The organism is Hyphomonas polymorpha PS728 (assembly GCF_000685315.1).
GTDB classification, from domain to species: Bacteria; Pseudomonadota; Alphaproteobacteria; order Caulobacterales; family Hyphomonadaceae; genus Hyphomonas; species Hyphomonas polymorpha.
On sequence record NZ_ARYM01000014.1, the window covers coordinates 51,653 to 75,855 of the forward strand.

Genomic DNA, 24,203 nt, shown 5'->3' on the forward strand with positions numbered 1-24,203 from the left:
ACATATGTCGGATCATATCGTCTCTGCCTATTCTGATGAGCTGGACAAGCTCTCCTCGGACATCATGCGCATGGGCGGCATCGTGGAAACGATGATCACTGACTCCTGCCGGGCGCTCAGCGCCAATGATCCCGTGCTCGCCAAGGAGGTGATCGCCCGCGACCCGCAGGTCGATGCCATCGAAGCTGAGGTGGAAAAACAGATCGTCAGCCTCATCGCGCGCCGCCAGCCGATGGGACATGACCTGCGGATGATCCTCTCGGCACTGAAGATTTCCAACGAACTGGAGCGGATCGGCGACCTGTCGAAGAATATCGCCAAGCGCGCCCTGCGCCTTGACGATCATGTCAGCATGGAGATGCGCAACGCCATCCTGCGCATGTCGCGCCCGGTGGCCCGTCAGCTCAACGAAGTGCTCGACGCGTATGCCTCCGGCAATGCCGTCCTGGCCAAGAATGTCTGGTCCAGCGATGACGACATCGACCAGCACTACAATGCGGTGTTCCGTGAAATGGTCACCTATCTCATCGAAGATCCCCGCCGCATCAGTGCCGGGGCACATATGCTCTTTATAGCGAAGAACCTGGAACGGATCGGCGACCACTGCACCAACGTGGCCGAATTCGTCTACTACCAGGCCGTGGGGGAATACCTGTCAGCCATGGACCGGCCGAAGCTGGACCAGGTTTGACGAATTTCGCTCAAACAGATTACGGAGCCCAAAGATGAAACCCTACGTGCTTGTCGCAGAAGACGAAAGCGCCGTCTCCGAGCTGCTGCTCTACAACCTCAAGCGAGAGGATTATGAAGTCGCCATCGCCGCCGATGGTGAAGAAGCGCTGATGATGATCGACGAGCGGGCGCCCGACCTGCTGCTGCTGGACTGGATGCTGCCTAAGGTGAGCGGCATCGAAATCTGCCGCCGCGTCCGCGCCACCGGCGTCAATCCGAACCTTCCGATCATCATGCTCACCGCGCGCGGCGAGGAGAGCGACCGCATCCGCGGGCTTGATACGGGGGCGGACGATTACGTCACCAAGCCCTTCTCGACGACAGAGCTGATGGCCCGCGTCCGCGCCGTGCTCCGCCGCATCCGGCCCGGCCTCAAGGAAGACCGGATCACCGTCGGTGATATCGAGATCGACCGGGTGGCCCATCGCGTCTCCCGCAATGGCGAGGATATCCACCTCGGTCCGACGGAATTCCGTCTGCTTGATTATTTCATGCAGCATCCTGGCCGCGTCTTCTCGCGCGAACAGCTTCTCGATACCGTCTGGGGCTCGGACGTTTATGTCGAGGCGCGCACGGTGGATGTACATGTCGGCCGTCTGCGCAAGGCCCTCCGTCAGGCCGGGGGAGACGATCCGATCCGGACCGTCCGCTCTGCCGGCTACGCTCTTCGCGCGGACTGATTTTCTGTAAGACCGGACACAAAAAGAAGCGGGGCGTTTCCGCCCCGCTTTTGATTCCTGCCGTGTATCCGAACTCTCAGAAGTTCAGGCGGATGCCAACGCCCACATAGCGGCCCGGGTTGCCACGGGCGCCGTCTGCGCCGCGATGCATGATGGCGCGCTCGTCGAACACATTGTCCACCTTGGTGTAAACTTCCACCACATCGCTGATATCATAGGAGGCCGACAGGTCCACCGTGAGCAGACTTTCCGTCCGCAGATAGGTGTCGTCGATGCCAATCCGGTCGCAGGTCGTCGTGGTGCAGGTCTCGTCGGTATAGTTCAGCGCCGCATAGACATCCCAGCCGCCCTGATGTTCGATACCGACCTGCAGAACGCCGGTGTGCGGCGGGGTATAGTCCAGCGTGTCGCCCGCCAGAACGCCGCCTGCCGTGTCGGCGGCCCGTGTGTATTCGCCGTCGGTGTAGGTGTAGGAGAGGCGCGCCGGAATGGAGAAGCTTTCGTTCTGGAAGAGCGTGGCAAACGCGCCCAGTTCCAGGCCGTAAACTTCCTTCGCGCCGCTCTGCAGCGTCGAGCCATCCACGATCCCGCCGGGGCAGGGGTTGGCCACAAGGCAGAGGCGCAGCGCGTTGTCATAGTCGCTGAGGAAGGCGATCGCATCGACGCCAACGGTGCCATTGCGGTAGCGCACACCGGCTTCGTAGTTGACGCTCTCTTCGCCTTTGGTGCCTTCGGCCGCGCTCGATCCGGGTGGAGCAAAGCCTTCATAGGCGCCTGCCAGAAGGGTCCAGTTTGCGTTGACGGCATAGTTCACGCCGAGGCCAACGGAGGTGTTGGTCAGGCTGTTGCGCGGCGCCGGGTTCAGCACGTTGCCAACCGTTTTGATGTCTTCATAGCGGATGACCGGCAGGAAGCTCCAATTGCCATACGAGATGCGGTCGCCCAGCCAGACAGACCAGGCCTCTGCCTCGCCCTTGTTGATGTTCGGCGTGCCAAGGCCCTGGAACACCAGCGCGCCGTTGACCTGCTGGTAGAACTCATTGTTGGCACTGGCCACATTACGGGTTTCGTCTTCGTGGCGGCGCACGCCGAATGTCAGGTTGTGGCTTAAAGCACCGGTCTGGAACTCGCCCTCAAGCTGGGTCTGGATGCCCTGCGAGGTGAACTCCTGGAAGTTATTGCCGTAGCGCACGCCATTGGGATGGGTTGTGTTGGCGGTGCCATCGAGGATCCCCTGCAGCAGCGCGGCGTTCGTCCCGCCAGTGTTGATCGTGTCGGCCACGCTGCCGATGTTCACGCCGTTGATCTGGTTGAGACGCCGGTAGTGACGCTCCGTGTCGGTCCAGTAGGCGGTGGATTTCAGCGCCCATGCGTCGGTGAGGTCAAACTCGTGATGCAGGCTGAACCCCGTGCGGCCCCGGTTCATCTGCTCCAGTTCGGAGAGGCCATAGCGGCGGTCCGGATTGGCTTTGAAGTCGGCGTCCGTCAGGCCCAGATACGACACGTCATGGGTTTCGTCATTGTACTGGCCCTTGAACTCCAGCCGCTGGCGCGTCCCTTCCCATTGCAGGCGCAGAATGTATTCCTCGATCTCGTTTCCGGCTGAGCGGGCAGAGCGGTCGATCTTCTGGAAGCCGTCGGTCGTGCTCTGGAAGGTCTCCACCAGGAAGCCGACCTGGCCCACCTGATCGCCATACCAGGCATGGACGCGGCCGGTATTGTTCTCGCCAAACTCGGCGCGCACAAATCCGGCGCGCTCCTCGGGGATCGCCGTTGCCAGAAGGTTCACCACACCGGTCACCGTCTGGGGCCCGTAGAGCAGGGTCTCAGGGCCTTTCAGCACTTCCACGCTGCGCATCCGCGAGATGTTGGGGAAGAAATAGGCCGACGTGTTGGCGTAAGGTGCCATCGCGGCGGGCACGCCGTCTTCCAGCACCAGGATCCGGTCGCTGCGGCCGGAAGAGGAGGCGCGGATGCCGATCCGCGGGAAAGCGCCGAGCCCGTCCTCATCGCGCACATAAACGCCCGGAACGGCGCGCAGCACCGAGTTGATGTTGCTTGATTCGAACTTCTCCAGCTCCCGCTCGGTCAGCGTGTAGGCGGAGCCATAAGTCGATTGCGGATCTTCGATATTGCCGATCACGGTGACCGTATCGAGCACCTTCACCGCGCGCTCGGCCTCGCTCTCCTCCACCGCTTCAGCGGTGGCGGGCAGGGCAAGGGCAAACAGGGCGGCGCTGGTCAGCAGGCCAGCGCGGCGGACTAGGCGGGTGGTCGGTCGGTTCTCGTCGGCAAATTGCACAGGCGGGGCTCCTTCTGGCCAGAATAACGGCTGCTCCTAAACGAGAATGATTGTGCAAATCAATCGCATTTGTGTCGCGCTGTCACAATTTGCCGCTGGACTGATGCGGCCGCGCATCGCTTTGGTAGCGCCGCCGCCGCGCACGCCTTCCTGCTGCACTCAGGCGCCTTTCGCCGTCTTGCCAGCGGGAACCGCACGGTCCATGTAGCGGGGCTGTAAAAAATGCCGTGGAACCCCCGATATGGCCCGTCATCTGAACGCATCTGAGCCCGGTTTCGAGGAGGCCCTGCGCCATTTCCTCGACGAAGACCGTGGCCAGGGCGAAGACGTTGCCGGCATCGTTGCTGCTATCATCAAGGATGTACGCCAGCGGGGCGGGGCAGCTGTGGCTGACTACACCGCGAAGTTTGACCGTCTGCAGCTCGATCCCTCGACCCTGCAGTCGGACAATGTAAACCTCGACCTCATCGCCGCCGAGTGCCCCGCAGACCTGCGCGAGGCCATCGATTTCGCGCATGACCGTATCGCCGCCTACCACACTGCCCAGCGCCCGGCAGACCATCGCTTCACTGATAGCGCTGGGGTCGAACTCGGCTGGCGCTGGACCGCGCTGGACTCGGTCGGCGTCTACGTTCCCGGCGGCCGGGCGAGCTACCCCTCATCCGTGCTGATGAATATTGTGCCCGCGCGCATAGCGGGGGTTGAGCGCATCGTCATGGTCGCCCCGGCGCCCGATGGCGAGCTCGCCCCGGCCGTGGCCTATGCCGCGCTGAAGGCGGGCGCCACCGAGTTTTACCCCATCGGCGGGGCGCAGGCCGTCGCCGCGCTCGCCTATGGCGCCGGTCCCATCGCGCCTGTGGACAAGATCGTCGGACCCGGCAACGCCTTCGTCGCCGAGGCCAAGCGCCAGGTGTTCGGCAAGGTCGGTATCGACACCATCGCCGGCCCTTCCGAAATCCTCGTGATCGCTGACGCCACAGCAAATCCGGACTGGGTGGCCGCAGACCTGCTCAGCCAGGCCGAGCATGATCCCTCCAGCCAGTCGATCCTCATCACGCTGGACGCCGCCCTCGGCGCGGCTGTTGAGAAGGCTGTGGATAACCAGTTGAATTCCCTGCCCACGGGTGAGCGGGCCCGCGAGGCCTGGCTCGCCCACGGCGCCGTCATCACTGCGCCGGACGCCGCCACCGCCGCCTTTGCTGCCAACATCATCGCCGCCGAGCATGTCGAGCTCTGCATCGAAGATCCTGACGCGATGCTGCCCCTGATCCGCCATGCCGGCGCGGTCTTCCTTGGCCACCACACGCCCGAGGCGCTCGGCGATTATGTCACCGGCTCCAACCACGTCCTGCCGACCAGCCGCGCCGCGCGCTTTTCCTCCGGCCTCGGACTGTATGACTTTGTGAAGCGGATGAGCATCCAGCGCGCAGGACCACAAGGCCTCGCCGCGCTGGCGCCTGCCGCCCTGCGCCTCGCCGAAGCCGAGCGCCTCCCGGCGCATGGCCGCTCCGTTTCCATACGAACAAATCAGGGCGGCTGATCCATGGGCGCCAACCGGCTCGTCGCCGTCCATATTGACGAAGACACGCTCGGCGCCTCCGGCCCGGACGCGGAGCATGAGCGCCGCGTCGCTATTTTTGACCTGATCGAGGAAAACACCTTCGGCGTCATCGGCGAGGATCGCGGGCCCTACGTCCTCGCGCTCAGCCAGCATGAGCGCCGCCTCGTCTTCGCCATCAAGACCGAGCCCGGCGAGGAAGTGCACACCTTCATTCTCTCCCTCTCACCGTTTCGCGGCGTGATCCGGGACTATTTCACCATCTGCGACAGCTATTACGAAGCCATCCGCACGAGCACGCCCCACCAGATCGAAGCCATCGACATGGCCCGGCGCGGCATCCACAATGAAGGCTCGGAGCTTCTGAAAGAGCGTCTGGAAGGCAAGATCGACATCGACTTCCAGACAGCCCGCCGCCTCTTCACCCTCATCTGCGCCCTTCACGCCGGCCAGGGCCGCGCGCCGGGGGCGTGATCGGCCGCCTCCGGAAAGCAACCCATCGCGGCCAGTGTCCAGCTGAGGGCGTCTTTGATGTCCGTATGCGGTTCATGGCCCAGAAATGAGATGAGCTTGGCATTGTCCAGTTCCGCCGTCTCCTCCCACAGATAGCGCATCTCGGCGAGTTCCCGGAAGAGGCGCACAAAAGGCGATAGCAGGATCAGGGCGGGCCAGGGCATGCCGGTGATCTTCCCCTGTCCGCCATTGGCCGCGCGGATGGCTTCGGCAATTTCCACGCCGCGCGCAAAATAATGACCGCGGAAATGAAACCGTTCGAAAGCGGTAAGCTCCGCCTCACGGTCCAGCAGGGCAGCGGCGGCCTGGCCATAGTCGGGCAGATAAGCCCAAGCATGGCCTGCGTCCCGCTTGCCCGGATAGGTGATCTTCGTCACCGGCTTGCCCGGCGTCACCATGCCTTGCGAAAACCACGAATTTCCGGCGGAAGGGCCGAAGAAATCTCCCGAGCGCAGGATCAGCGTCCGCACGCCTTCCTGTGTGGCCGCCTCCAGCCGCTGTTCCATCTGCACACGGATACGCCCCTTGCGGGTATGCGGCCGCTGAGGCGCGTCTTCCGTCAGCAGGGGGAGGGCATCCCGGCCATAATTATAGATCGTACCCGGAAGAAAAATCCGGGCGCCGGAAATCCTTGCCGCCGCCACCGTGTTTTCCAGCATGGGCAGCACCAGCTTTGCCCAATCCTTGTAACCCGGCGGGTTCACGCCATGCACGATCACATCGGCGCCGATTGCGGCGGCGGCAACATCTGCCGCATTCAGCGCATCGCCCACCACCCATTCGGCTTGCGGCAGGCGGGCCGGAACGGGCCTGCGCGCCACGGCCCGCACCTGCCAGCCGCGCTGGATCAGCGCCCGCGCGATCTCGTATCCAGCCCCGCCGGTCACCCCGAGTACCAGCGCCCGCTTTTCGTCCTTCATGGTCCCATCTCCTTGCTCTTGGGTGAGGCAAAGGTGGCGTAGGGTAGAGATAAACGAAATTGCGATAATAAATGGATCAGATATACGCATATATATGAACTCGTCTGCGGCACCCTGGGATCATATCCGCTCTTTCCTCGCCGTTCTGGAGGAGGGCAGCCTTTCGCGTGCCGCTCGCCGCCTGTCTCTCACTCAGCCGACGCTCTCCCGGCACATCGATCAGCTTGAGGTCTCGCTGGGAGGCCCGCTGTTTACCCGTTCTCCGCGGGGTCTCATACCGACAGACAAAGCGCGGATGATTGAGCCCTATGCGCGCACGATTGCGGCCTCTGCCGCCGCCATGGTCCGGGCCGCCTCCGGTCCCTTGAGTGAGATGACCGGCGCGGTGCGTATTTCGGCCAGCGAGGTGGTCGGCATGGAATTGCTGCCAGGAATGCTGGCGCCGCTGCGCGAAGCCCATCCCGGCCTCAGCTTTGAAATCATTGCCACCAACCAGTCGAGCGACCTGCTCCGCCGCGACGCAGACATCGCCATCCGTATGGTACGGCCCCAGCAGGCCGCGCTGCTGGCGCGAAAGGTGGGCGATGTGGAACTCGGCCTCTTCGCCCACCGGGATTATCTGGCCCGTCACGGAACCCTGAATAGCCTGGAAGATATGGCCGGCCATGCCTTGATCGGCTTTGATCATGAAACGGTCAGTGTACAGGCCCTGCGCGCCATGGGGCTGACGCTGGACCGTGCGGATTTTGCCTGGCGCTCTGACAGTGATCTGGTCCAACTCAAGCTGGCGCTGGCGGGCGCAGGCATCGGCGTCTGCCAGGTGGGGCTCGCCCGGCGCGCCGGTAACATGGTGCGTCTGGTTCCTGATGAGTTTTCGTTTGCCCTTGAAACCTGGGTTACCATGCATGAGGAACTCAAAGGCGTCGCCCGCATGAAGGCCACCTTTGATCATCTCGTTGAGGCGATGAGCCAGTATATCCGGGATCAGGAATGCCCAGACTGAACGCTCACCCCAACCCGCTGCGGAACCTCCGGCTGCCGGTCAGCATGGCGCCATTGGAGAGGGTCAGTTCGAAATCGCCCGAACTCGTTGTGCGCGTTTCGCGGATGTGGTGGCGGTTGACGATCCGGGACCGGTGGATGCGCACAAAGTCCGGTTTTGCGTCCGGGCTTGTCTCGATCTGTCCGGAAATGTCCGGATTTGTCCTTGCGCTGTCACGGGCTGACAGGCGTTTTCCCCAGTCTGCCAGTGTCGCGCGCAGCAGATGGCTGCCTCCGGCCGTGTGCAGCGTCACATAGTTTCCCGCCGCTTCCAGCCACAGGATTTCGCCGGGCAGCAGGAACAGCGTCCGCCCGCCCGCCTTCACTTCGATACGCTCCGGCCCGCGAGAGGCATCGGGAGCAGGGGCCGCCTCGCGCGCCGCCCACCAGGCATAGGCGGTGTAAACGCCCACAAAGATTCCATAAGTAATAAGGTCTTTGCGCCACTCATAGAGCAGCGTCACCCAGAGGCCACCGCTGAAAAAGTCGTACGGCCAGCCCCGCACCGCATAGGCCGCCTCCCGCGCGGGCACCATGGCGCCCACATGCGCCAGCGAAAAAGGCACGCTCAGCCCGGCATGGATCAGCAGCGCCAGCGGCAGCCTCGGCCCCAGCAGCGGCCAGCGCTTCACCGCCCACCCCACCAGCGGCGCCATCAGTACCAGCACCGCTGCGCTGGTGATCTCCCAGATAAACGGCTCCACCGTGTGAACCGTCAGGCCGGAGCGCTGCATCTCGATCAGGTCGGACGTGGCGTTCACCAGAACAACTGGAATGGTCACCAGCGCGATGCTGGCCCAGGGGCCGAGGCGAAACCTCGGCCTGCCGCTTGCCCCGGATTGCCTGCCAGTTGTCACAGATGCCCCTCCGTTCGTCCCACTGGAGCGCCGTTTCGAGGCATTTGCGTAGCGCCGGTACAGGGGCGGCGCAAGAAGGCGCTCAGTTCAGATCCCTCACGGAGTTCCGGCATGACCCAGCGCCGATACGACCTCGACTGGCTGCGCATCGCGGCCTTCGCCATCCTCATCCTTTACCATTGCGGCATGTTCTATGTGAGCTGGGGCTGGCATGTGAAATCCAGCCATGCCGGGCCGTTGATCGAGCCGTTGATGCAGTTGGCCAATCCCTGGCGGTTGACACTCCTCTTCCTCATCTCCGGCGCGGCTACCCGCTTCATGGCCGACAAGATGGCCGCCGGCAGCTTCCTGAAGGCGCGGATGGGGCGGCTCTGGCCGCCGCTGATCCTGGCCGTACTTATCATCGTGCCGCCGCAGACTTACTACGAAGTGCTTGAACACGTTCAGGAAAATGGGTTGCCTCAGGATGTCTGGCTCGGCGATTTCTATCGCCGTTATATCACCGCCTCGGGCAACTGGTGCGACGCAGAAGGCTGCATCGTCACGCCCACCTATAATCACATGTGGTTTGTGGCCTATCTCATCCTCTACACGCTGGCCCTGATCCCGCTCCTGCCGCTGCTGCGCCGCATTCCGGCAAGGGCGGTCACCTGGCTCCTCGCCGGGCCGGGCATCTTCCTGGCCCCCTGGGCGCTCCTGTTCGCTACCCGGGTTTTCCTGTTTCCCCTGTTCGGCGAAAGCCATGACTTCCGGCAGGACTGGTATCTCCACACGCTCTATTTCGGCGTCTTCCTGCTGGGGTTCGGCACTGCCAAGCATCAGCCTTCTTTGACGCGGCGGTGCGCCTGCGCTGGCCCATGCTGGCGCTCACCGTGGCGGCCTGGGCCGGGCTTCAGGTCTATTACCGCACCTATACGGCCAGCGATGCCCCGCCGCCCGAAGCCCTGCGCATTCTCTCCCGCGGCATCCGCGAAGCACAGGCCTGGGCCGCCATCCTCAGCGTCATCGGCTTCTTCCACCATCACTTCCGGACGCGGGACACGCCGCTCCGGCGCACGCTCTCGCAGGCGATCTTTCCCTTCTACCTGATCCATCAGACGGTCACCGTGGTGTCAGGCCATTATCTGGATGAACTCGGCCTTCCGGTGTGGGTGGAGGCACCGCTTCTCATCGGCGCCACCGCGCTTGGCTGCTGGCTCTTTTATGACCTTGGCCGCCGTATTCCGCCGCTGCGCATCTGGATCGGTCTGCCAAGCGGAAAAGGGGCTTCGGGGGCGGCCTGAGGCCCCCATGCCCTCTTCGCTTGCTGGAATCTGCTGAAAGCTGTATGGCGCGCGGCTAGTGATGCGTGGAAAAAGCGGCGCGATCGCCGCCGCCTCAGATCTGGATAGAGAATGTCAAAAGAAGAACTGATTGAATTTGAAGGCACGGTCGTCGAACTGCTGCCGAACGCCACGTTCCGGGTGAAGCTCGAGAACGACCATGAGATCATCGCCCACACCGCCGGCAAGATGCGCAAGAACCGCATCCGCGTGCTCACCGGTGACAAGGTGATGGTGGAAATGACCCCCTACGACCTGACCAAGGGCCGTATCACCTACCGCTTCAAGTAAGCCGCCATGCCGGGCAGCGCGCCGCTCATTCTCGCCAGCGCGAGCCCGCGGCGTCTCGAACTCCTCGCCCAGATCGGCATTGTGCCGGATAGGGTCTCCCCCACTGACATCGACGAGACGCGCCGCAAGGACGAATCTCCGCGCGAGCTGGCCCTGCGCCTCGCGCGCGAAAAGGCCGCGGCGTGTCCAGGCGAGGGCGCCTATGTGCTCGCCGCCGATACGGTTGTGGCCCTCGGCCAGCGCAATTTGGAAAAGGCGGCTGACGAGGCAGAGGCCGCCGCCTTCCTGCGCCTCCTCTCCGGCCGCGCACATCAGTGTATCACCGGGGTTGCCGTGCGCGCCCCCGATGGCCGCATCGCCAGCCGCGCCGTGCTTGCCCGTGTAAAGATGAAACGCCTCACGCAAGCTGAGATCGCCGCCTATGTCGCCGGCGGCGACTGGAAGGGCAAGGCGGGCGGTTATGGCATCCAGGGCGCTGCCGGCGCCTTCGTCACATCCATCAATGGCAGCTACACGGCCATCGTGGGCCTTCCCCTTTATGAAACAAAATCCCTGCTCGAAGGGCTTGGTTATCGCGCCTGATCCTGCAGCCTTGGCGGCGGAAGGCATTTTCTGCCCCGTTTTCGCCACAAGCCTGACAGCGGATTAATTCCGGTCTGGCGGAACCATTTCGGGCCCACGGGCTTTCTTTTTCATCTGATGAGCAATCCCGCTCTTGTCGATGGAGCCCGTGATGAAAACACTTCTCGCCAGCTGCGCCGCCGTTGCCCTTATGGCTTCGCCAGCCTTCGCCCAATCCACCATTGATCCGCAGGTTCCGGATTCTATCCCGGCAGACCCCACGATGCCGGAAGCGTCCGACCCGATGTCGGAATTTGAGCCGCAGACGGAAGCTCTGCCTGAAGAACTTCCGCCGGAGCCGGACATGGCTGAAGAAGTCCCGCCCGTGACGCCGGATGCCGAGCCGACCATGCAGGCGGATGTTCCGCAGGAAGACGATCAAAACTATGCCGATTTCGACAGTGAGCCGGTCGTGACGGCTGAAATTGGCGACGCTGATGTCTCGCTGGAAGCATCGGTGGATGAAGCAGAGCTTCCGGAAGACTATTCGACCGACGATCTCAACTCCGTGATGCTGGCCAAGGTCAACGACGTGAGCACCGAAATTGAGGCGCTGGACGCAGAAGCCGATGTTTGGGTGACGGCTGACGGTTCGGCTGTTGATCCGGCCTACGCTCCGGAAGGTCAGGGCGACATGGACTACACGGCTGAAGAAGACAGCTTCGTGACGCCGGAAGCCGGTACCTCGCTGGAAACGGAAACCTACGAGTCCGAAACCTACATGACCCCGGAAAACGACATGATGATGGAAGATGAAACGTCCATCGAAGATCCGGCTGCTACCGACTACTGATAGTCGTTGAAGTTGGATTGAAGAAAGGCCGGCTCGTCAGAGCCGGCCTTTTTTGTTCGCAGTCGCTGAAGGCTCACGTCCGCTCAGTCATCGACACTGCCGCCATGGACAGCGCCGCGCCGAGGATAACCGCCAGCCACATGGGATTGCTGGCCGCCGCCTGGCTGATCTCCGTCCGGGCAAGGGCGAGGGCGGAAGTCACGGTATGATCCACCCCCACAAAGGCCGAGAGCAGCTCTGGCAGTTGCAGCAAGGCAATCACCGCGCCCACAAAACCGAACGCGCCAACGGTCAGCCGGCGGATCATCGCCTGGCGGCGAATGCCCTTCATAACACCGGCAGTAAACGGCGCTGCTTCCAGCTGCGCGTCTTCGGCGGCAAACAGGCGGGCGAGGTCGCCATAGTTTTCTTCGTCACGCATCGTCATCACTCCATTATGCCACATCGGCACTGGCAAGGCACGTCCGCAGTTGGGCAACGCCTCGCAAAACATGGGACTTCACGGTGCCAAGCGGCCAACCGGTGGCTTCGGCCGCTTCGCGATGGGAAAGCCCGGCGGCAACACACAGCACCACACACACCCTCTGGGCTTCGGTCAGGCTGTCGAGAGCCCGGGCAAGATCCATGCGGTTTTCCGCTTCATTGGCAGACCGCTCGAATGGCCGGTCAAACGGGATGATCTCCGCGGTCTCGTCAAACTCGATCTCGATCTTCTGGCGGCGGCGCCATTGCAGGAATTCCCGCCAGCAGATGGTACAGATCCAGGCGCTGAACGTGCCGCCGGCATAGGTGCCGAGTTTCTGCCAGGCGGCCAGGAAGGTCATCTGGGCAATGTCGTCCCCTTGCGCCTCCGATCCCGTCAGGCGGCGGGCCATACCGCGCACCCTTGCCTGATGGCGGCGGACAAGTTCGGCGAAGGCGGCTTCGCTGCCCTTGGCCGCCGCATGGGCGAGATCGGGGTCTGATCGCATATCCCGTCCTCCGGACGCCACCAGCCTGAGACTACTCAGCCGGGGTCTTGTCACGGCCAAATGCCCAGAGGCCAATGTAAGCGATACCGATGAAGATGGGGAAGCAGGCAACACCCAGCATCGGGGTGAGGGCATCTGCTTCTTCTGAGCCAATAAGCCCAGCCAGCACGGCAAAGGCGGCGCCGAAGGCCAGGAACAGAACGCCCCGGCGAAGGTCTGCGCGCACCGGATCGGTCAGCAGGGACATCTTGTCCATCATCTCAGGCGAGAGGGCCTGGCCCTTCTCAATGGCCAGGCGCAGGGTCTCATGAACGGTATTGCGCTTGCGGGCGTTGAAGTGGCTGACAATCCACACAATCAACGCGGGTGAAAGAAAGAGAACTGTCGGGACGATAACGCTTTCCATGTCCATTTCCTGATGCTCCGGGGAGGCTTTGGTTTTCCTGCGCCGGCGTGCTTGCCAGCGTTTCTGCCGGTAAGATGCTGCCACTGCGGATTTCAGATGCAGGGCCTGTGAAAAAAAACTTCAGGCTGGGGAGAATGCCCCCATCTCTTGCCCCAGGCGCCGGCGCGCCCTAAGCGCGGGATGAGATGGTCAAGATTACCCCCAAAAGCATGCGCAAGCCTCATATTGCGCCAGACCTTGCTACCCGCGAAGGCCGCGCCCGCGCGGGGCGGGAGCTGTATCTGGGCGATCATGGCTTCCTGCGGGTGTGGTTTTCAAACCTTCACCAGATCTCGCCGGAGATGTGGCGGGCCAATCAGCCCTCTCCCAAGCAGGTGATCGCCCACGCGCAGGAGCGGGGCATCAAGACGATCCTCAACCTTCGCGGCCCCACCACCAAGGGGTTTTACCTCCTGGAAAAGGAGGCCTGCGAGCAGGCGGGCATCGACCTCATCGACTTCCAGATGTTCTCGCGGGAGCCGCCGACGGTGGAGAAGGTCTTCGCGGCGCGCGACCTGTTTGAGCGCATCCGCTATCCGGCCCTGATGCACTGCAAATCCGGCGCAGACCGGGCCGGTATCATGGCCGTGCTCTACAAGCTGCTGCGCGAGAAGGTGCCGTACGAGGAGGCGATGGAACAGCTTTCCGGGCGCTATCTGCACATCCGCCACGGCAAGACCGGCGTGCTGGACGCCTTCTTCGAGGCCTATGCCGCTTTCAATGCCGGCCGGCCGCGCGAAGACTGGAAGCCCTTCCTGGACTGGGTGGCGGAGGATTACGACCGGGCCGCGGTCAAGGCGGAATTCCTTCAGAAACTGGGTAAGGGACCAAAGCTCGACGAGATCCTCCACCGGGAATAGCGCTTTCCAGCGCCCGGGATTCATGCCAGCACATCGCTCTGAGGGATCGAGGGAGTCTTCCGACATGAAAGCGGGAATCGTTGCCGCCATTGCAGCGTTGGCGCTTACCGGCTGCGGCCTTGCCGGGCCAAGCGATCACAAGGTTCTGGTGGACGCCTGTGTGGCAGACGGGGAGTCCGAAGCGACCTGCGGCTGCATCACCACCGCAATGGAAAAGAATCTGTCGCCAGAACTCTTTAAGAAGACGGCGCAGGCCGTTGGCCGGGACAAGAAGGACATGATGACCTTCGTGGGCGAGCTGACCGTGCAGGAGCAGCTGTCCTTCTCCTCGGTTCTCGGCGACATGTTTGCCTGTTCCCTGACCGGGGAGCCGGCTGAATAAGGCCATTGCTGCGTGTCCGGCTTGCGTCCCCTGACGGAGCAGCCGAGTGTGGCAGGCGCTGGTTAAGGTGACGCGACGGCGCGTTCAGCCTAGAATGGGACTGAAACAGGAAGGGGATGTCCATGAAGTTCATTATTATCAACAGCTTCCGAACGATGGTGTATGTCGCTTATATCTCCATCATCATCGGTGGCATTGCCCTCGGCATTTACCAGAAGGGCGAGTTCACGAACGAATTGCTGGGCCTGTCGGGTGGCCTGGCCCAGTTGGCTGATTTTGCAGTCTTCGCCTTTGGCGGCTGGGTTGCGGCCAGTCTCATCTGCGGCCTGATCGTCACGCTGCTGGACATCCGCGACGACATCAACGACCGCCTGCCGGACGCCCGCCGCGATATGTAAACGCGGCCCTGGTCACAACCGGCCAGACTCAGGATCATATGCCGTCAGGTGTCGCCACCTGGCGGCATTTTCATAACAATCGATACCACCAACCGGGAGGAATACGGGTCATGACACCCAGCGCTGCGGCTGCCATCTATTCTGGCGTCAACATTCTCATTCTCTTGTTCCTGTCCTTCCGGGTGGTTGGCCGCCGCCGGTCGGCGCAGGTCTCCCTCGGCACGGGCGGTGATCCTGACCTCGAGGTTCGCGTCCGAGCCCACGGCAATGCGTCCGAATACATCCCGGCCACCATGCTCGGTCTGTTCATCGCGGCCAGCCTCGGCGCGCCGCTCTGGGGCGTTCATGCCATCGGCGGAGTCTTCACCTTCGGCCGGGTGCTGCACGGCATCGGCCTGTCGGGCAATATCATGGCGCCGCGGGCGCTTGGCATGGTGCTTACCTGGCTGGGCATGCTGGCCTCCGGTGTGGCCGTGATCTGGCTCGGGCTGTCCTGATTTTGTCCGCAGCTGTCCGGATTTGTCCATCAGGTGACCGGACCTGACCGTCCCCGGTGCGCATCGGGCCTGTTGCACCCAGGCCCGGTGCGGTCCATTTACGCAAGATGGCTGATTCCGAAATTTCCCCCGAAAAAACCCTCTCCGATCTGCTCGACCAGTGCCGCAAGGCCGGGGCTGACGCTGCCGATGCCCGCCTCGGAATCGCCGATGGCGTCAGCGTTTCCGTGCGCGATGGCAAGCTCGAGAGCATCGAACGTGAAGAGAGCGCCAGCATCGCCCTGCGCTGCTTCTTCGGCAAGCGCCAGGCCAGCGTCTCCGGCGCCGATCTCAGCCGCGACGGCCTCAAGGCTCTCGCCGAACGCTGCGTTGTCATGGCCAGAGCCGTTCCCGAAGATAAATTCTGTGGCCTTGCCACCCCTGAAGAACTCATCACCGGCGCGGCGGATCTGGACCTTTCCGGAGAGCCGGAGATCTCCGCTGAAACCCTGGAACGTGAAGCAATCACTGCAGAAGCCGCCGCCCTTGCCGTTCCCGGCGTGAAGACGGTGGCCGGCTGCGGCGCCTCCTGGAACCGCTCCGCCCGCTGGGTTGCCGCCACCAACGGCTTCCGCGCCTACAAGACCGGCACCTCCACCAGTCTCGGCCTCTCTGCCGTTGCCGAAAAGAACGGCCAGATGGAGCGGGACTATGACAGCTGGTCGGTCCGCTTCACCAAAGACCGCCCCAGCGCGGAAGAGATCGGCAAGACAGCCGGTGAGCGCACCATCGCCCGCCTCGGCGCCCGCAAGATCGAGACCCAGAAAGCCGCCGTCATCTTTGACCGCCGCGTGTCTGACAGCCTGATTGGCGCGCTGCTCGGCGCCATTTCCGGCCCTTCCATTGCCCGTGGGGTCAGTTTCCTGAAAAATCGCCTCGGCGATCAGGTATTTGCCAAGGGCATCTACATCACGGACGACCCGTTCCGCCCCCTCGGCATGGGTAGCCGCGTGCATGATGGCGAAGGCCTTCCCGTGGCTGAAACCCATCTCATCGAAGACGGCAAGCTGACGACCTGGCTGCTGAACCTGCCGTCCGCGCGCCAGCTGGGCCTCCAGTCCAACGGCTTTGCTTCGCTCGGCTTCGGCGATCCGCCCGGCGTGGCGACCTCCAACGTGTATCTGCGCCCCGGCAAGGACAGCCCCGGCGCCCTGGCCAAGCAGATCGGCAAGGGCCTCCTCGTGACCGACATGTTCGGCCCCTCGATCAACCCCAATACCGGTGACTATTCGGTGGGTGTGGCCGGTTTCTGGATTGAGGGCGGGGAGATTGCCTGGCCTGTCTCCGAGGTGACCGCGGCCGGCGACCTGCCGTCAATGTTTGCCCGGATGATCCCGGCGAATGACCTTGAACTGCGCTCGACGCGCGACGCACCGTCGATCCTCATTGAGGACATGAACCTTGCAGGCAGCTGATCGGACCCTCACGCAGGATCTTGAACTGATGCTGGCGCTGGCCAAGGAGGCGGGCGATCTGGCCCTCTCTTACACGCTGAAAGGCGGCGCCGAAGCCTGGAACAAGACCGGCGGCAAAGGCCCCGTCACCGAAGCAGACCTTGCCGTCAACCGGCTCTGCCTGAATCAGCTCCAGACGGCGCGGCCCGAATATGGCTGGCTTTCCGAAGAAACTCTGGACGATCCGGCGGCACGCGCAAAGTCGCGTGTCTGGGTGGTCGATCCCATCGATGGCACCCGCGCCTATATCAATGGCGATCCGCACTGGTGCATTGCGCTGGCCATTGTGGAGGACGGCGAAGCGGTGGCGAGCGTCCTCTACGCGCCGGCGCTGGGCCAGATGTATTCGGCCCGCAAGGGCGCCGGCGCCTTCCGCAATGGCTGTGTCCTGCGCGCCTCTCAACGCAAGCAGGAGGAGGGGCTGCGCCTGATCGCCAATGACGGCGTGGTGACCCATCCTTCCTGGCCGGAGCCGTGGCCTACCGTTGAATTGGCCCGGCCCAAGCCGAATGCCACCTTACTGCGGATGGCCTTCGTGGCCGCTGGGGACTGGGACGCAACCCTGGTTCTGGGCGAAAAGGCAGACTGGGATGTGGCCGCCGGCGCCGTGCTCGTTACTGAGGCAGGCGGGCGGGCAACCACGCATCTGGGGGAGCCGCTGGTGTTCAATCAGGCCGTGCCCGCGCAGCGCAGTGTCGTGGCCTCTGGAAACGCGCTGCATCCTTTGTTAGTGCGCCGCGCAGAAGTGGTGAAAATCCCAGACCCTCAGGCGCGAGCCGACCAACCCCTGCCTGTCCCAACGGAGCCAAAACGGATGAATAGTGCGAACACCGGCAAACAATTGCTGCATATCGTCTTCGGCGGTGAGCTGAAGGATGTGACCGGCGTTGAATTCGAAGATCTTTCCCAGATCGACTTCATTGGTGCGTTCCCCAACTATCAGGAAGCCTACGACGCCTGGAAAGCAGCGGCGCAGCGCACGGTAGACCAGGCCGAAATGCGCTATTTCATCTTGCACGCCCACAAGCTGCTGGACCCCGCCACGGGTGACCATCATCACGTCTGATACGCCTCCTGCGCCAAAGGCTGCCCGGCAACGTTCGCTGACGCGGCTGTTCAAGGCGCATTTCTGGCCGCAGCGGGGCTGGTTTATTGCAGGCACGTTGCTCGCCGTGCTCTCGGCGGTGTGCAGCATCGGCTACGTGGCGGTGCTGGACTATGTCGGCAACGGCCTGCAGGCGGGCATCGAGCGGCAGGCCGCCGGCCAGGCCGCGCCGCTGGCCTGGATCTGGGCGGGCATCATCGCCATCGTGCTGCTGACGATCGCGCGCGCCCTGTCGATGTATGGCATGACTCTGCTCAACAATACCGGCGTTCAACGCGGCCTCGTGGGTGTGCAGAGCATTCAATATGATGCGCTCACCGATGGAGACTTTGCCCGTGTGGCAGGCGATGCGTCGGGCGGGTTCGTTTCGCGCTTCATCAATGATGTGGTGGCCATCCGCGAGGCGGCGCTGCGCTTTGCCAACAACTTCGCCAAGAGCCTGACGACCATAATCGGCGTTCTCATCTGGCTGTTCTGGAAGGACTGGCAACTCGCCCTGATCATTGCGGTGGTTTACCCGCTGGCGCTGGGCCCGGTTGTCTCGCTCGGAAACTCCGTGCGCAAACGGTCCAAACGGGCGCAGGAACAGACAGGCGAGATAACCTCTCTGCTGACGGAGGGGTTGCAGTCTGCCCGTGTCGTCAAGGCCTACGGGCTTGAGGACTGGCAGAAGGCGCGAGCAAACAAGGGCTTTGCTGAACGCTCCAGCCTTTTCCTGAAGGTTCTATCCAAGCGGGCAGGAGTTGATCCCGTGCTGGAAGTGTTCGGCGGTTTTGCGCTCGCCGCGCTGCTCGGCTTCGTGGCCTGGCGGATTTCAGAAGGGCAGAGCACGCTGGGCGATCTGCTGGGCTTCATCGGGGCGATTGCGATTGCAGCGCCCGAAGTGCGCGCCCTCGGCAGCATCAGCGCCGTGGCGCAGGAAGGCGCCGCCGCCGCTGACCGCGTGTTCGAGATCGTCGACGAAGCGCCCAAGGTGGCAGACCGCGCCGGTGCAAAAACGCTGAGCGGTGTTCGCGGGGAAATTGGGTTCAGGGATGTTCGTTTTGCCTATCCGGACGGGACGGTCGCGCTGAAGGGGCTTAGCTTTGCGGCCCAGCCGGGAGAGACAGTGGCGATCGTGGGGGCGTCCGGCGCGGGCAAGTCTACCGTCTTCAACCTGCTCATGCGGCTCTATGATGCCTCAGCAGGCAGCGTGGCGGTCGACGGCGGGGATGTGCGCGATGTGACGGGCGCCAGCCTGCGCGCGCAGATGGGTCTTGTGGCGCAGGACTCCGCTCTCTTTGACGACAGCATCGCCAACAATATTGCGCTTGGCCGTATAGGCGCTTCGCGCGCCGAAATCGAGGCGGCGGCGCGGGCCGCCAATGCGCATGATTTCATCAGTGTGCTGCCGGGAGGATATGATGCGCCGGCCGGCGAGATGGGGCGCAATCTCTCGGGCGGTCAGCGCCAGCGCGTGGCGCTCGCCCGCGCCATCCTGCGTGGGGCGCCCATCCTGCTGCTGGACGAGGCGACCTCCGCGCTGGACGCTGAAAGCGAAGCGAAGGTGCAGGCCGCGCTGGCGGAATTCGGCAAGGGGCGCACAGTGCTGATCATTGCCCACCGCCTCTCCACCGTGCGCGCGGCAGACCGGATCGTGGTGATGGAAGATGGCCGCGCCGTGGAAGAGGGCACGCATGACGCGCTGATGGCGGCCGGCGGCGCTTATCGCCGGCTGGTGGAGTTGCAGCTCAGCTAGTCGCCGGTAAAGTCCGGATCGCGCTTCTCGAAGAAGGCTTTGACGCCTTCACGGAAATCATCCGTCTGCTGCATGAGGGCAAAGGCCTCCAGATCGCGGTGTGCGGTGGCCTGGGCCAGTGCGAGGGCGGCGATGTTCACGTCCTGCTTCACCATCTTCAGCGCCGTTGGCGGCAGTTTTGCCGCTGAGGCCGCAATCTCCCTTGCCTTGGCCAGGGCGCTTCCGGGCGAGGCGAGATGATCATAGAGCCCCCAGGACAGCGCTGTCTCAGCGCCAATCTTTTCGCAGAGACCCGCGATGCGCTTCGTCCGTGCCGGGCCGACCAGCGCGACGAAGCGGGGGATGGAGCCCCAGCTCATATTCATGCCGCGCTCGACCTCGGGAACGTAAAAGGTGGCCTCTGAAGAGGCAACGCGCAGGTCGCAGAATGCGCTGAGCGCAGCGCCGCCGCCGACGCACCAGCCTTCGATGGCGCAGATTGTCAGCGCGTCCACCTGTTCCCAGGCGGCGCACATATCCGGCCCATTGCGCAGGCGGATGCGGCGTTCCGAATAGCCGAGCTTGCGGACATCCACACCTTCGGGATCTTTCAGATCAGCGCCAAGGGTGAAGTTATCGGCGCGGCCGGTGAGAATGACGGCAGAAATCGCCGGATCGCCGTGAAAGCGCTTTGCTGATTCCGTCAGTTCACGCATCAGTTTCTGGCTGAGGGCGTTCGCTTTTGAGCCAGTGTCGAACGACACGGTGGCGATGCGGCCTTCTGTTTCGATTCGCACAAGGTCCATTTTGTATCAGCCTGCCGGGCGTTCTTGCGGCAACTGGCTGGCCGCGTGCCGGATGAAACGGTCCAGCTTCTCCGCGCTTTCGGCGCCCTGCACGGCGACGCGCCGGTTGGCGATATAGGTGGGCACACCGGAAATGCCCATCTGGCGGAACATGTCTGCTTCCTGACGGGTCGCCTCGACGTCCGCTCCGGATTTCAGCAGGTCGGCGACAATATCCGGGTCCAGATCAATCAAGCGGGCCACATCTATGAGGACATCATGGCTGCCAATGTCCCGGGCTTCGTTGAAATAGGCGCGGAAGAGGGCTTCCTTTGCGGCGGCGCCTTTGCCTTGGCCCTGTGCCCAGCGGACGAGGCGGTGGGCGTCAAAGCTGTTCGGGCGGTGGGTAATGGCGTCAAACCGGTAGGGGATGTCTTCGGCATTGCCATAATCCACCAGCGCCTGGCGCATCATCGCCATCCGCTCCTTGCCCTCCGGTGAGGTGACGCGGCTACCCATGTATTCCTTGTAGTCGACGCCTGCTGCCGGAATGGTCGGGTCAAGTTCATAGGGCCGGAACAGCAGCTGCACCTTGATGTCCGGCGTGCGCGCGAGGGCGGCCTCAATGCGGCGCAGGCCCAGCCAGCACCAGGGGCAGACAAGGTCTGAGACCATTTCAATGGCGACGGTCATGGGCAGTGTCCTTCTGGCAGCGGGCTCGAAAGGACTATAGCGCAGGATATGGCCGCGTCACTGCTCGGGTGAGGGCGCGCCGGGGTCTCCGCGCTTCTCCGCCTCTGCAGCCAGGGCTTTCTCCAGATCACTGGCAAACCAGGTGTAGGGATGACGCGGGGCGGAAGGCTGCGCCGGCTTGAGGCCGAACGGCATGTCAACGGCTGGCGGAACGGTTTCATGGTCCGCAAAGACACGGCTGCCGGAGCTTTGCGGCACCATGGCGGCGATCAGGAAACCGATAGCCACGATGCTGCCGGCCTGAACATTGGCCTTGAACATGGCGAGAGCTTTTTCCTCGCCCCTGGTTTTCAGCGTGATGGCCTGCCAGGCGCCATGGGCAAGGAAGGCGAGCGCTGTCACCGCGCCGAGCCGCCCGGCGCCCTGGGCATAGGCCGCCAGTGCGATCAGGGCAGCGGCGCCCAGATGAAACCCGAAGGAGATCAGCACGGCCTGCCGGCCGAAGAGGCGCGCTGTGGACCGCACGCCGATCAGGGCGTCGTCTTCGCGGTCCTGCAGGGCGTAGATCGTGTCATAAGCAATCGTCCACAGGACCAGGCCGAAATAGAGGAGGTAGGTGGGCGGGGTGATGACGCTGGCGGTGGCCGCGCCGACGAGAACGCCCCAGTTGAAGGTGAGGCCGAGCCAGGCCTGCGGCCACCAGGTAACGCGCTTGGTGTAGGGGTAGATCGCCACCAGCGGCAGGGCCAGCAGGGCGGTGATCTTCGCGTCCCAGGGCAGGGCGAGCCAGACGAGGAACCCGATACCAAGCTGCGCCAGCAGGAAAAGGTAAGCCTGCTTGACTGAAACCGCCCCAGACGGGATCGGCCGGGCGGCGGTGCGGGCAACCTTGGCGTCGAACTCCTTGTCGGTGATGTCGTTCCAGGTGCAGCCGGCCCCGCGCATGACAATGGCGCCGATCAGGAAGAGGACAATCCAGAGCAGATCGATGGGATGCAGCCCCGTGCCGAAGCGGGCAAAGCCGAGGCCCATGACGCAGGGCAGGAACAGGAGCCACACGCCCACCGGCCGGTCCAGCCGCGCCAGCATGGCGTAGGGTTGCCAGGCTTTCGGCAGGCTTCCGAGCCATCCGGGGAGGGCGGAATCGGCGGGAACAGCGAAATTCCCGGGGGTTTCAGGTGTTTGCGGCGTGCTCATCAGAGTGAGATATAGAGCATCTGAAATGCACTCGCACGGGTTGTGATTTCAAAACCACAGGAAGTTGCGCAAAGGCCACACCTTAACAGGGGCGCAGGCGCAGCTTATAGCGCGGGGATGGCTACGATCCCCCGTCTTTATGTTGATGCGCCGCTGGTGGCATCTGGTGTGATTGTGCTGGATGACGAGCAATCGAACTATCTGCTGCGCGTGCTGCGGCTGGAAGATGGCGCGCCGGTGCGCCTGTTCAACGGGCGCGACGGGGAGTGGACAGCGGCGGTCAGAAAGGCATCCGGCAAGCGCGCGGAAGTGACACCCACAGGACAAATCCGGACACAAGATGGACAAATCCGGACAGATCTGACCCTGCTTTTCGCCCCGGTGAAGAAGGACCAGACCGACCTCATCATTGAGAAGGCGACCGAGCTCGGCGCCGCGCGGATGGTGCCCGTGCTGACCGAGCGGACCCAGACGCGGACGGTGCGCACCGACCGGTTCCGCAAGATCGCGCTGGAAGCCGCCGAGCAGACCGAGCGGCTGGACCTGCCGGAGATCCTCGAAGCAGCCACGCTCGACGCGGCGCTGGACGCCCTGCCGGAGGGCATGGCGGTGATCTTCTGTGACGAGGCGGGCGACGAGGCCGAGGCCCCCTGGGGTGGAAAGACTGGCCGGGCGCGGCCGATGCTGGAGGTGCTTGAGGGGCTCAAAGGGCGCCCTGCCGCGATCCTCACCGGGCCGGAGGGCGGGTTCACCCCCGGCGAGCGCGCCTTCCTGCTCAGCCGCGCCGAGACGTATCCGGTGAGCCTTGGTCCGCGCATCCTGCGGGCGGAGACGGCGGCGATCTCGGCGATGACGCTGTGGCAGGCGGTGTGCGGGGATTGGGATCAGGCCGGCACGTAAGTGAGGCGGATCACGTCTGCGCCGATGCGGTCTGTTGCGGTGAGGCGCAGGCGCGGGCGGGGCCCGGCGAAATAGGGGGCGCCTTTGCCGAGCACGACGGGGTGGAGGTAGATCCGGTATTCGTCGATGAGGCCAAGCTGCGTGAGGCTGTTGGCGAGTCGCGGGCCGGAGACTTCGATATAGCCGTCGAGCCGGGATTTGAGATCGCGCACCGTGGCTTCCAGATTATCCGAAACCAGCGCGGCGTTCGGGCCGACCGATTTCAATGATCCGGACACGACCCATTTGGGCTGCTTGCGCCACACCTCTGCATATTCGCGCTCGGGCGCGTCCCATCCGGGATGTTCCTCATCCCAGTATCGCATCACCTCATACATGTTGCGGCCATAGATTGTGCCCGCCGACGCGCCCACATCTTCGATGAAGTGCCGGAAAAGATCCGCATCCGGCGCAAATTCCATGTGATCGACATAGCCGTCGAGAGACTGGTTCAGGGCGTAGATGAGTTTGGCCATGGGGGCCCCTCTGTTGATAGAGATTGTTTGCGTGGATCGTAGAGATAGGCGAAGGAGGAGGGTGGGCCTCGCTTTGCTGGCCCCGACATTTTACCCTGCGGGACTATCCAGCAAGAGACCATATTTCATGCACACTTGGCGCTTTGAAAGTTTCACGCTCGCATTTGTTACTCAGAAATGTGCTGAGTACTTCTTGCTGTCGTTTTGTCTTGCGGTGCACTTGCTTGTTGGTTCGCAGTCGGCTGATCCTGCTGCTTGGGGAATATATGTGGATACAAATCTGCAATCGGCCATATTGGCCGCATTCACCGGAAGCCTGACGATATTCCTATTTACGCTTTACCCGGCAGTCGCATTCATTTTTGTGGGCATCGCGCACCGCTTAATCAGCGCCAAGAATGCACCCATCATCCCGTGGCTGTCTGCCGCCGTCTCGGTTATCTACATGGCAGTGTGGGTAGCCAGTGTGACTAATTTTGACCCCGGTATACTTCCGCCTTCCTATTGGATCATAACGGCCACCATGGGCATATTTGTTGGCGTTTCCTCTGCAGCTTTATACCCGCCGGTGCCCAATAAAAGGTAGCGAGGAACAAGCGATCACTCACGCTCGGA

28 protein-coding genes and 1 pseudogene are annotated in these 24,203 nt (G+C 63.2%); 19 read left to right on the forward strand and 10 right to left on the reverse strand.

The annotated features are described in order from the left end of the window. Window positions 1–4 precede the first annotated feature (4 nt). A complete protein-coding gene (phoU, locus tag HPO_RS12675) occupies window positions 5–691 on the forward strand; it encodes a phosphate signaling complex protein PhoU (protein ID WP_035599381.1) in 687 nt (228 codons plus the stop codon). 34 nt (window positions 692–725) lie between these two features. Further along, a complete protein-coding gene (phoB, locus tag HPO_RS12680; RefSeq protein WP_035599387.1) occupies window positions 726–1,412 on the forward strand; it encodes a phosphate regulon transcriptional regulator PhoB in 687 nt (228 codons plus the stop codon). A gap of 76 nt (window positions 1,413–1,488) precedes the next feature. On the opposite strand, the gene HPO_RS12685 is transcribed toward phoB, so the two are convergent. Continuing rightward, entirely contained in the window at window positions 1,489–3,714 is a 2,226-nt protein-coding gene (locus tag HPO_RS12685) for a TonB-dependent receptor family protein (RefSeq protein WP_051612592.1), read from the reverse strand. A 241-nt stretch (window positions 3,715–3,955) separates the two neighbouring features. Between HPO_RS12685 and hisD the strand changes: the two genes are divergently transcribed. Together hisD and HPO_RS12695 are read left to right on the forward strand one after the other, a co-directional pair. Continuing rightward, window positions 3,956–5,254 carry a histidinol dehydrogenase gene (hisD, locus tag HPO_RS12690; protein WP_035599389.1) on the forward strand — a complete coding sequence of 433 codons (1,299 nt, stop codon included), beginning with the start codon at window positions 3,956–3,958 and terminating at the stop codon, window positions 5,252–5,254. A 3-nt stretch (window positions 5,255–5,257) separates the two neighbouring features. Continuing rightward, a complete protein-coding gene (locus HPO_RS12695) occupies window positions 5,258–5,746 on the forward strand; it encodes a UPF0262 family protein (RefSeq protein ID WP_035599396.1) in 489 nt (162 codons plus the stop codon). Here HPO_RS12695 and HPO_RS12700 read toward each other — a convergent pair. After that, entirely contained in the window at window positions 5,713–6,705 is a 993-nt protein-coding gene (locus HPO_RS12700; RefSeq protein ID WP_035599399.1) for an NAD-dependent epimerase/dehydratase family protein, read from the reverse strand. The genes HPO_RS12695 and HPO_RS12700 overlap by 34 nt on opposite strands. A 94-nt stretch (window positions 6,706–6,799) precedes the next feature. On the opposite strand from HPO_RS12700, the gene HPO_RS12705 reads away from it, so the two are divergent. Beyond that, window positions 6,800–7,708: a LysR family transcriptional regulator gene (locus HPO_RS12705; protein ID WP_035599401.1), complete on the forward strand. Its 909-nt coding sequence runs from the start codon at window positions 6,800–6,802 to the stop codon at window positions 7,706–7,708. A 4-nt stretch (window positions 7,709–7,712) separates the two neighbouring features. On the opposite strand, the gene HPO_RS12710 is transcribed toward HPO_RS12705, so the two are convergent. Then, entirely contained in the window at window positions 7,713–8,603 is an 891-nt protein-coding gene (locus HPO_RS12710) for a LytTR family DNA-binding domain-containing protein (protein WP_035599402.1), read from the reverse strand. Window positions 8,604–8,789: 186 nt separating this feature from the next. On the opposite strand from HPO_RS12710, the pseudogene HPO_RS20305 reads away from it, so the two are divergent. From HPO_RS20305 to HPO_RS12730, 5 genes and pseudogenes are all read left to right on the forward strand, one after another. Beyond that, a pseudogene (locus HPO_RS20305) lies at window positions 8,790–9,374 on the forward strand (acyltransferase family protein); the annotation flags it as partial. 86 nt (window positions 9,375–9,460) lie between these two features. After that, window positions 9,461–9,886, forward strand: coding sequence for an acyltransferase family protein (locus tag HPO_RS21175; RefSeq protein WP_051612594.1), 426 nt, complete (start codon window positions 9,461–9,463; stop codon window positions 9,884–9,886). Between the two features lie 111 nt (window positions 9,887–9,997). Next, on the forward strand, window positions 9,998–10,216 hold the full coding sequence (gene infA / locus HPO_RS12720; RefSeq protein WP_011646371.1) for a translation initiation factor IF-1: 219 nt from the start codon (window positions 9,998–10,000) through the stop codon (window positions 10,214–10,216). A 6-nt stretch (window positions 10,217–10,222) separates the two neighbouring features. After that, entirely contained in the window at window positions 10,223–10,798 is a 576-nt protein-coding gene (locus HPO_RS12725) for a Maf family protein (protein WP_035599404.1), read from the forward strand. 151 nt (window positions 10,799–10,949) lie between these two features. Next, window positions 10,950–11,630 carry a hypothetical protein gene (locus HPO_RS12730; protein WP_157532814.1) on the forward strand — a complete coding sequence of 227 codons (681 nt, stop codon included), beginning with the start codon at window positions 10,950–10,952 and terminating at the stop codon, window positions 11,628–11,630. Window positions 11,631–11,703: 73 nt separating this feature from the next. Here HPO_RS12730 and HPO_RS12735 read toward each other — a convergent pair whose 3' ends face one another. From HPO_RS12735 to HPO_RS12745, 3 genes are read right to left on the reverse strand one after another with little or no spacing between them, the layout of a single operon-like run. Next, window positions 11,704–12,051 (reverse strand): hypothetical protein, encoded by a 348-nt coding sequence (locus HPO_RS12735; protein WP_035599409.1) that lies wholly within the window; start codon window positions 12,049–12,051, stop codon window positions 11,704–11,706. Window positions 12,052–12,064: 13 nt separating this feature from the next. Beyond that, window positions 12,065–12,601, reverse strand: a complete 537-nt coding sequence (locus tag HPO_RS12740; protein ID WP_035599412.1) for an RNA polymerase sigma factor — start codon at window positions 12,599–12,601, stop codon at window positions 12,065–12,067. 31 nt (window positions 12,602–12,632) lie between these two features. Next, window positions 12,633–13,007: a DUF6249 domain-containing protein gene (locus tag HPO_RS12745; RefSeq protein ID WP_157532816.1), complete on the reverse strand. Its 375-nt coding sequence runs from the start codon at window positions 13,005–13,007 to the stop codon at window positions 12,633–12,635. A 209-nt stretch (window positions 13,008–13,216) separates the two neighbouring features. Between HPO_RS12745 and HPO_RS12750 the strand changes: the two genes are divergently transcribed. From HPO_RS12750 to HPO_RS12780, 7 genes are all read left to right on the forward strand, one after another. Further along, window positions 13,217–13,906: a fused DSP-PTPase phosphatase/NAD kinase-like protein gene (locus HPO_RS12750; RefSeq protein ID WP_241767915.1), complete on the forward strand. Its 690-nt coding sequence runs from the start codon at window positions 13,217–13,219 to the stop codon at window positions 13,904–13,906. Window positions 13,907–13,970: 64 nt separating this feature from the next. Then, on the forward strand, window positions 13,971–14,288 hold the full coding sequence (locus HPO_RS12755) for a hypothetical protein (RefSeq protein ID WP_035599418.1): 318 nt from the start codon (window positions 13,971–13,973) through the stop codon (window positions 14,286–14,288). 122 nt (window positions 14,289–14,410) lie between these two features. Beyond that, window positions 14,411–14,686 carry a hypothetical protein gene (locus tag HPO_RS12760; protein WP_035599546.1) on the forward strand — a complete coding sequence of 92 codons (276 nt, stop codon included), beginning with the start codon at window positions 14,411–14,413 and terminating at the stop codon, window positions 14,684–14,686. Between the two features lie 110 nt (window positions 14,687–14,796). Beyond that, entirely contained in the window at window positions 14,797–15,183 is a 387-nt protein-coding gene (locus HPO_RS12765; RefSeq protein ID WP_035599420.1) for an MAPEG family protein, read from the forward strand. Window positions 15,184–15,290: 107 nt separating this feature from the next. After that, complete coding sequence (locus tag HPO_RS12770) at window positions 15,291–16,637, forward strand: TldD/PmbA family protein (protein WP_035599422.1); 1,347 nt, start codon at window positions 15,291–15,293, stop codon at window positions 16,635–16,637. Then, window positions 16,624–17,742, forward strand: coding sequence for an inositol monophosphatase family protein (locus HPO_RS12775; RefSeq protein WP_233349293.1), 1,119 nt, complete (start codon window positions 16,624–16,626; stop codon window positions 17,740–17,742). Before HPO_RS12770 ends, HPO_RS12775 begins: the two co-directional genes overlap by 14 nt. After that, on the forward strand, window positions 17,723–19,519 hold the full coding sequence (locus HPO_RS12780; protein WP_035599425.1) for an ABC transporter ATP-binding protein: 1,797 nt from the start codon (window positions 17,723–17,725) through the stop codon (window positions 19,517–19,519). Before HPO_RS12775 ends, HPO_RS12780 begins: the two co-directional genes overlap by 20 nt. Here HPO_RS12780 and HPO_RS12785 read toward each other — a convergent pair. From HPO_RS12785 to ubiA, 3 genes are read right to left on the reverse strand one after another with little or no spacing between them, the layout of a single operon-like run. Further along, window positions 19,516–20,304, reverse strand: coding sequence for an enoyl-CoA hydratase/isomerase family protein (locus tag HPO_RS12785; protein ID WP_035599428.1), 789 nt, complete (start codon window positions 20,302–20,304; stop codon window positions 19,516–19,518). The genes HPO_RS12780 and HPO_RS12785 overlap by 4 nt on opposite strands. 6 nt (window positions 20,305–20,310) lie before the next feature. Then, window positions 20,311–20,976, reverse strand: coding sequence for a DsbA family oxidoreductase (locus tag HPO_RS12790; RefSeq protein WP_035599430.1), 666 nt, complete (start codon window positions 20,974–20,976; stop codon window positions 20,311–20,313). 57 nt (window positions 20,977–21,033) lie between these two features. Further along, a complete protein-coding gene (gene ubiA / locus HPO_RS12795) occupies window positions 21,034–22,173 on the reverse strand; it encodes a 4-hydroxybenzoate octaprenyltransferase (protein ID WP_035599433.1) in 1,140 nt (379 codons plus the stop codon). A 117-nt stretch (window positions 22,174–22,290) separates the two neighbouring features. On the opposite strand from ubiA, the gene HPO_RS12800 reads away from it, so the two are divergent. Beyond that, window positions 22,291–23,073, forward strand: coding sequence for a 16S rRNA (uracil(1498)-N(3))-methyltransferase (locus tag HPO_RS12800; RefSeq protein WP_035599438.1), 783 nt, complete (start codon window positions 22,291–22,293; stop codon window positions 23,071–23,073). On the opposite strand, the gene HPO_RS12805 is transcribed toward HPO_RS12800, so the two are convergent. After that, the gene (locus HPO_RS12805) at window positions 23,058–23,588 is read right to left on the reverse strand and encodes a dihydrofolate reductase family protein (RefSeq protein ID WP_035599441.1); all 531 of its coding nucleotides are present in this window, start codon (window positions 23,586–23,588) and stop codon (window positions 23,058–23,060) included. The two genes, HPO_RS12800 and HPO_RS12805, sit on opposite strands and share 16 nt — an antisense overlap. Before the next feature lie 127 nt (window positions 23,589–23,715). On the opposite strand from HPO_RS12805, the gene HPO_RS12810 reads away from it, so the two are divergent. Then, window positions 23,716–24,174 (forward strand): hypothetical protein, encoded by a 459-nt coding sequence (locus tag HPO_RS12810; protein ID WP_157532818.1) that lies wholly within the window; start codon window positions 23,716–23,718, stop codon window positions 24,172–24,174. Window positions 24,175–24,203: the final 29 nt, after the last annotated feature.

Bases quoted from the DNA above. Each gene is read 5' to 3' on its own strand.
- HPO_RS12750 (WP_241767915.1), top strand. From the start codon at position 13,217: ATGCGCAAGCCTCATATTGCGCCAGACCTTGCTACCCGCGAAGGCCGC.
- HPO_RS12695 (WP_035599396.1), top strand. From the start codon at position 5,258: ATGGGCGCCAACCGGCTCGTCGCCGTCCATATTGACGAAGACACGCTC.
- HPO_RS12805 (WP_035599441.1), bottom strand. From the start codon at position 23,588: ATGGCCAAACTCATCTACGCCCTGAACCAGTCTCTCGACGGCTATGTC.
- hisD (WP_035599389.1), top strand. From the start codon at position 3,956: ATGGCCCGTCATCTGAACGCATCTGAGCCCGGTTTCGAGGAGGCCCTG.
- HPO_RS12760 (WP_035599546.1), top strand. From the start codon at position 14,411: ATGAAGTTCATTATTATCAACAGCTTCCGAACGATGGTGTATGTCGCT.
- ubiA (WP_035599433.1), bottom strand. From the start codon at position 22,173: ATGAGCACGCCGCAAACACCTGAAACCCCCGGGAATTTCGCTGTTCCC.
- HPO_RS12765 (WP_035599420.1), top strand. From the start codon at position 14,797: ATGACACCCAGCGCTGCGGCTGCCATCTATTCTGGCGTCAACATTCTC.
- phoB (WP_035599387.1), top strand. From the start codon at position 726: ATGAAACCCTACGTGCTTGTCGCAGAAGACGAAAGCGCCGTCTCCGAG.
- HPO_RS12770 (WP_035599422.1), top strand. From the start codon at position 15,291: ATGGCTGATTCCGAAATTTCCCCCGAAAAAACCCTCTCCGATCTGCTC.
- HPO_RS12705 (WP_035599401.1), top strand. From the start codon at position 6,800: ATGAACTCGTCTGCGGCACCCTGGGATCATATCCGCTCTTTCCTCGCC.
- HPO_RS12755 (WP_035599418.1), top strand. From the start codon at position 13,971: ATGAAAGCGGGAATCGTTGCCGCCATTGCAGCGTTGGCGCTTACCGGC.
- HPO_RS12730 (WP_157532814.1), top strand. From the start codon at position 10,950: ATGAAAACACTTCTCGCCAGCTGCGCCGCCGTTGCCCTTATGGCTTCG.
- HPO_RS12810 (WP_157532818.1), top strand. From the start codon at position 23,716: ATGCACACTTGGCGCTTTGAAAGTTTCACGCTCGCATTTGTTACTCAG.
- HPO_RS12800 (WP_035599438.1), top strand. From the start codon at position 22,291: ATGGCTACGATCCCCCGTCTTTATGTTGATGCGCCGCTGGTGGCATCT.
- HPO_RS12740 (WP_035599412.1), bottom strand. From the start codon at position 12,601: ATGCGATCAGACCCCGATCTCGCCCATGCGGCGGCCAAGGGCAGCGAA.
- HPO_RS21175 (WP_051612594.1), top strand. From the start codon at position 9,461: ATGCTGGCGCTCACCGTGGCGGCCTGGGCCGGGCTTCAGGTCTATTAC.
- HPO_RS12735 (WP_035599409.1), bottom strand. From the start codon at position 12,051: ATGCGTGACGAAGAAAACTATGGCGACCTCGCCCGCCTGTTTGCCGCC.
- HPO_RS12745 (WP_157532816.1), bottom strand. From the start codon at position 13,007: ATGGAAAGCGTTATCGTCCCGACAGTTCTCTTTCTTTCACCCGCGTTG.
- phoU (WP_035599381.1), top strand. From the start codon at position 5: ATGTCGGATCATATCGTCTCTGCCTATTCTGATGAGCTGGACAAGCTC.
- HPO_RS12785 (WP_035599428.1), bottom strand. From the start codon at position 20,304: ATGGACCTTGTGCGAATCGAAACAGAAGGCCGCATCGCCACCGTGTCG.
- HPO_RS12700 (WP_035599399.1), bottom strand. From the start codon at position 6,705: ATGAAGGACGAAAAGCGGGCGCTGGTACTCGGGGTGACCGGCGGGGCT.
- HPO_RS12790 (WP_035599430.1), bottom strand. From the start codon at position 20,976: ATGACCGTCGCCATTGAAATGGTCTCAGACCTTGTCTGCCCCTGGTGC.
- infA (WP_011646371.1), top strand. From the start codon at position 9,998: ATGTCAAAAGAAGAACTGATTGAATTTGAAGGCACGGTCGTCGAACTG.
- HPO_RS12725 (WP_035599404.1), top strand. From the start codon at position 10,223: ATGCCGGGCAGCGCGCCGCTCATTCTCGCCAGCGCGAGCCCGCGGCGT.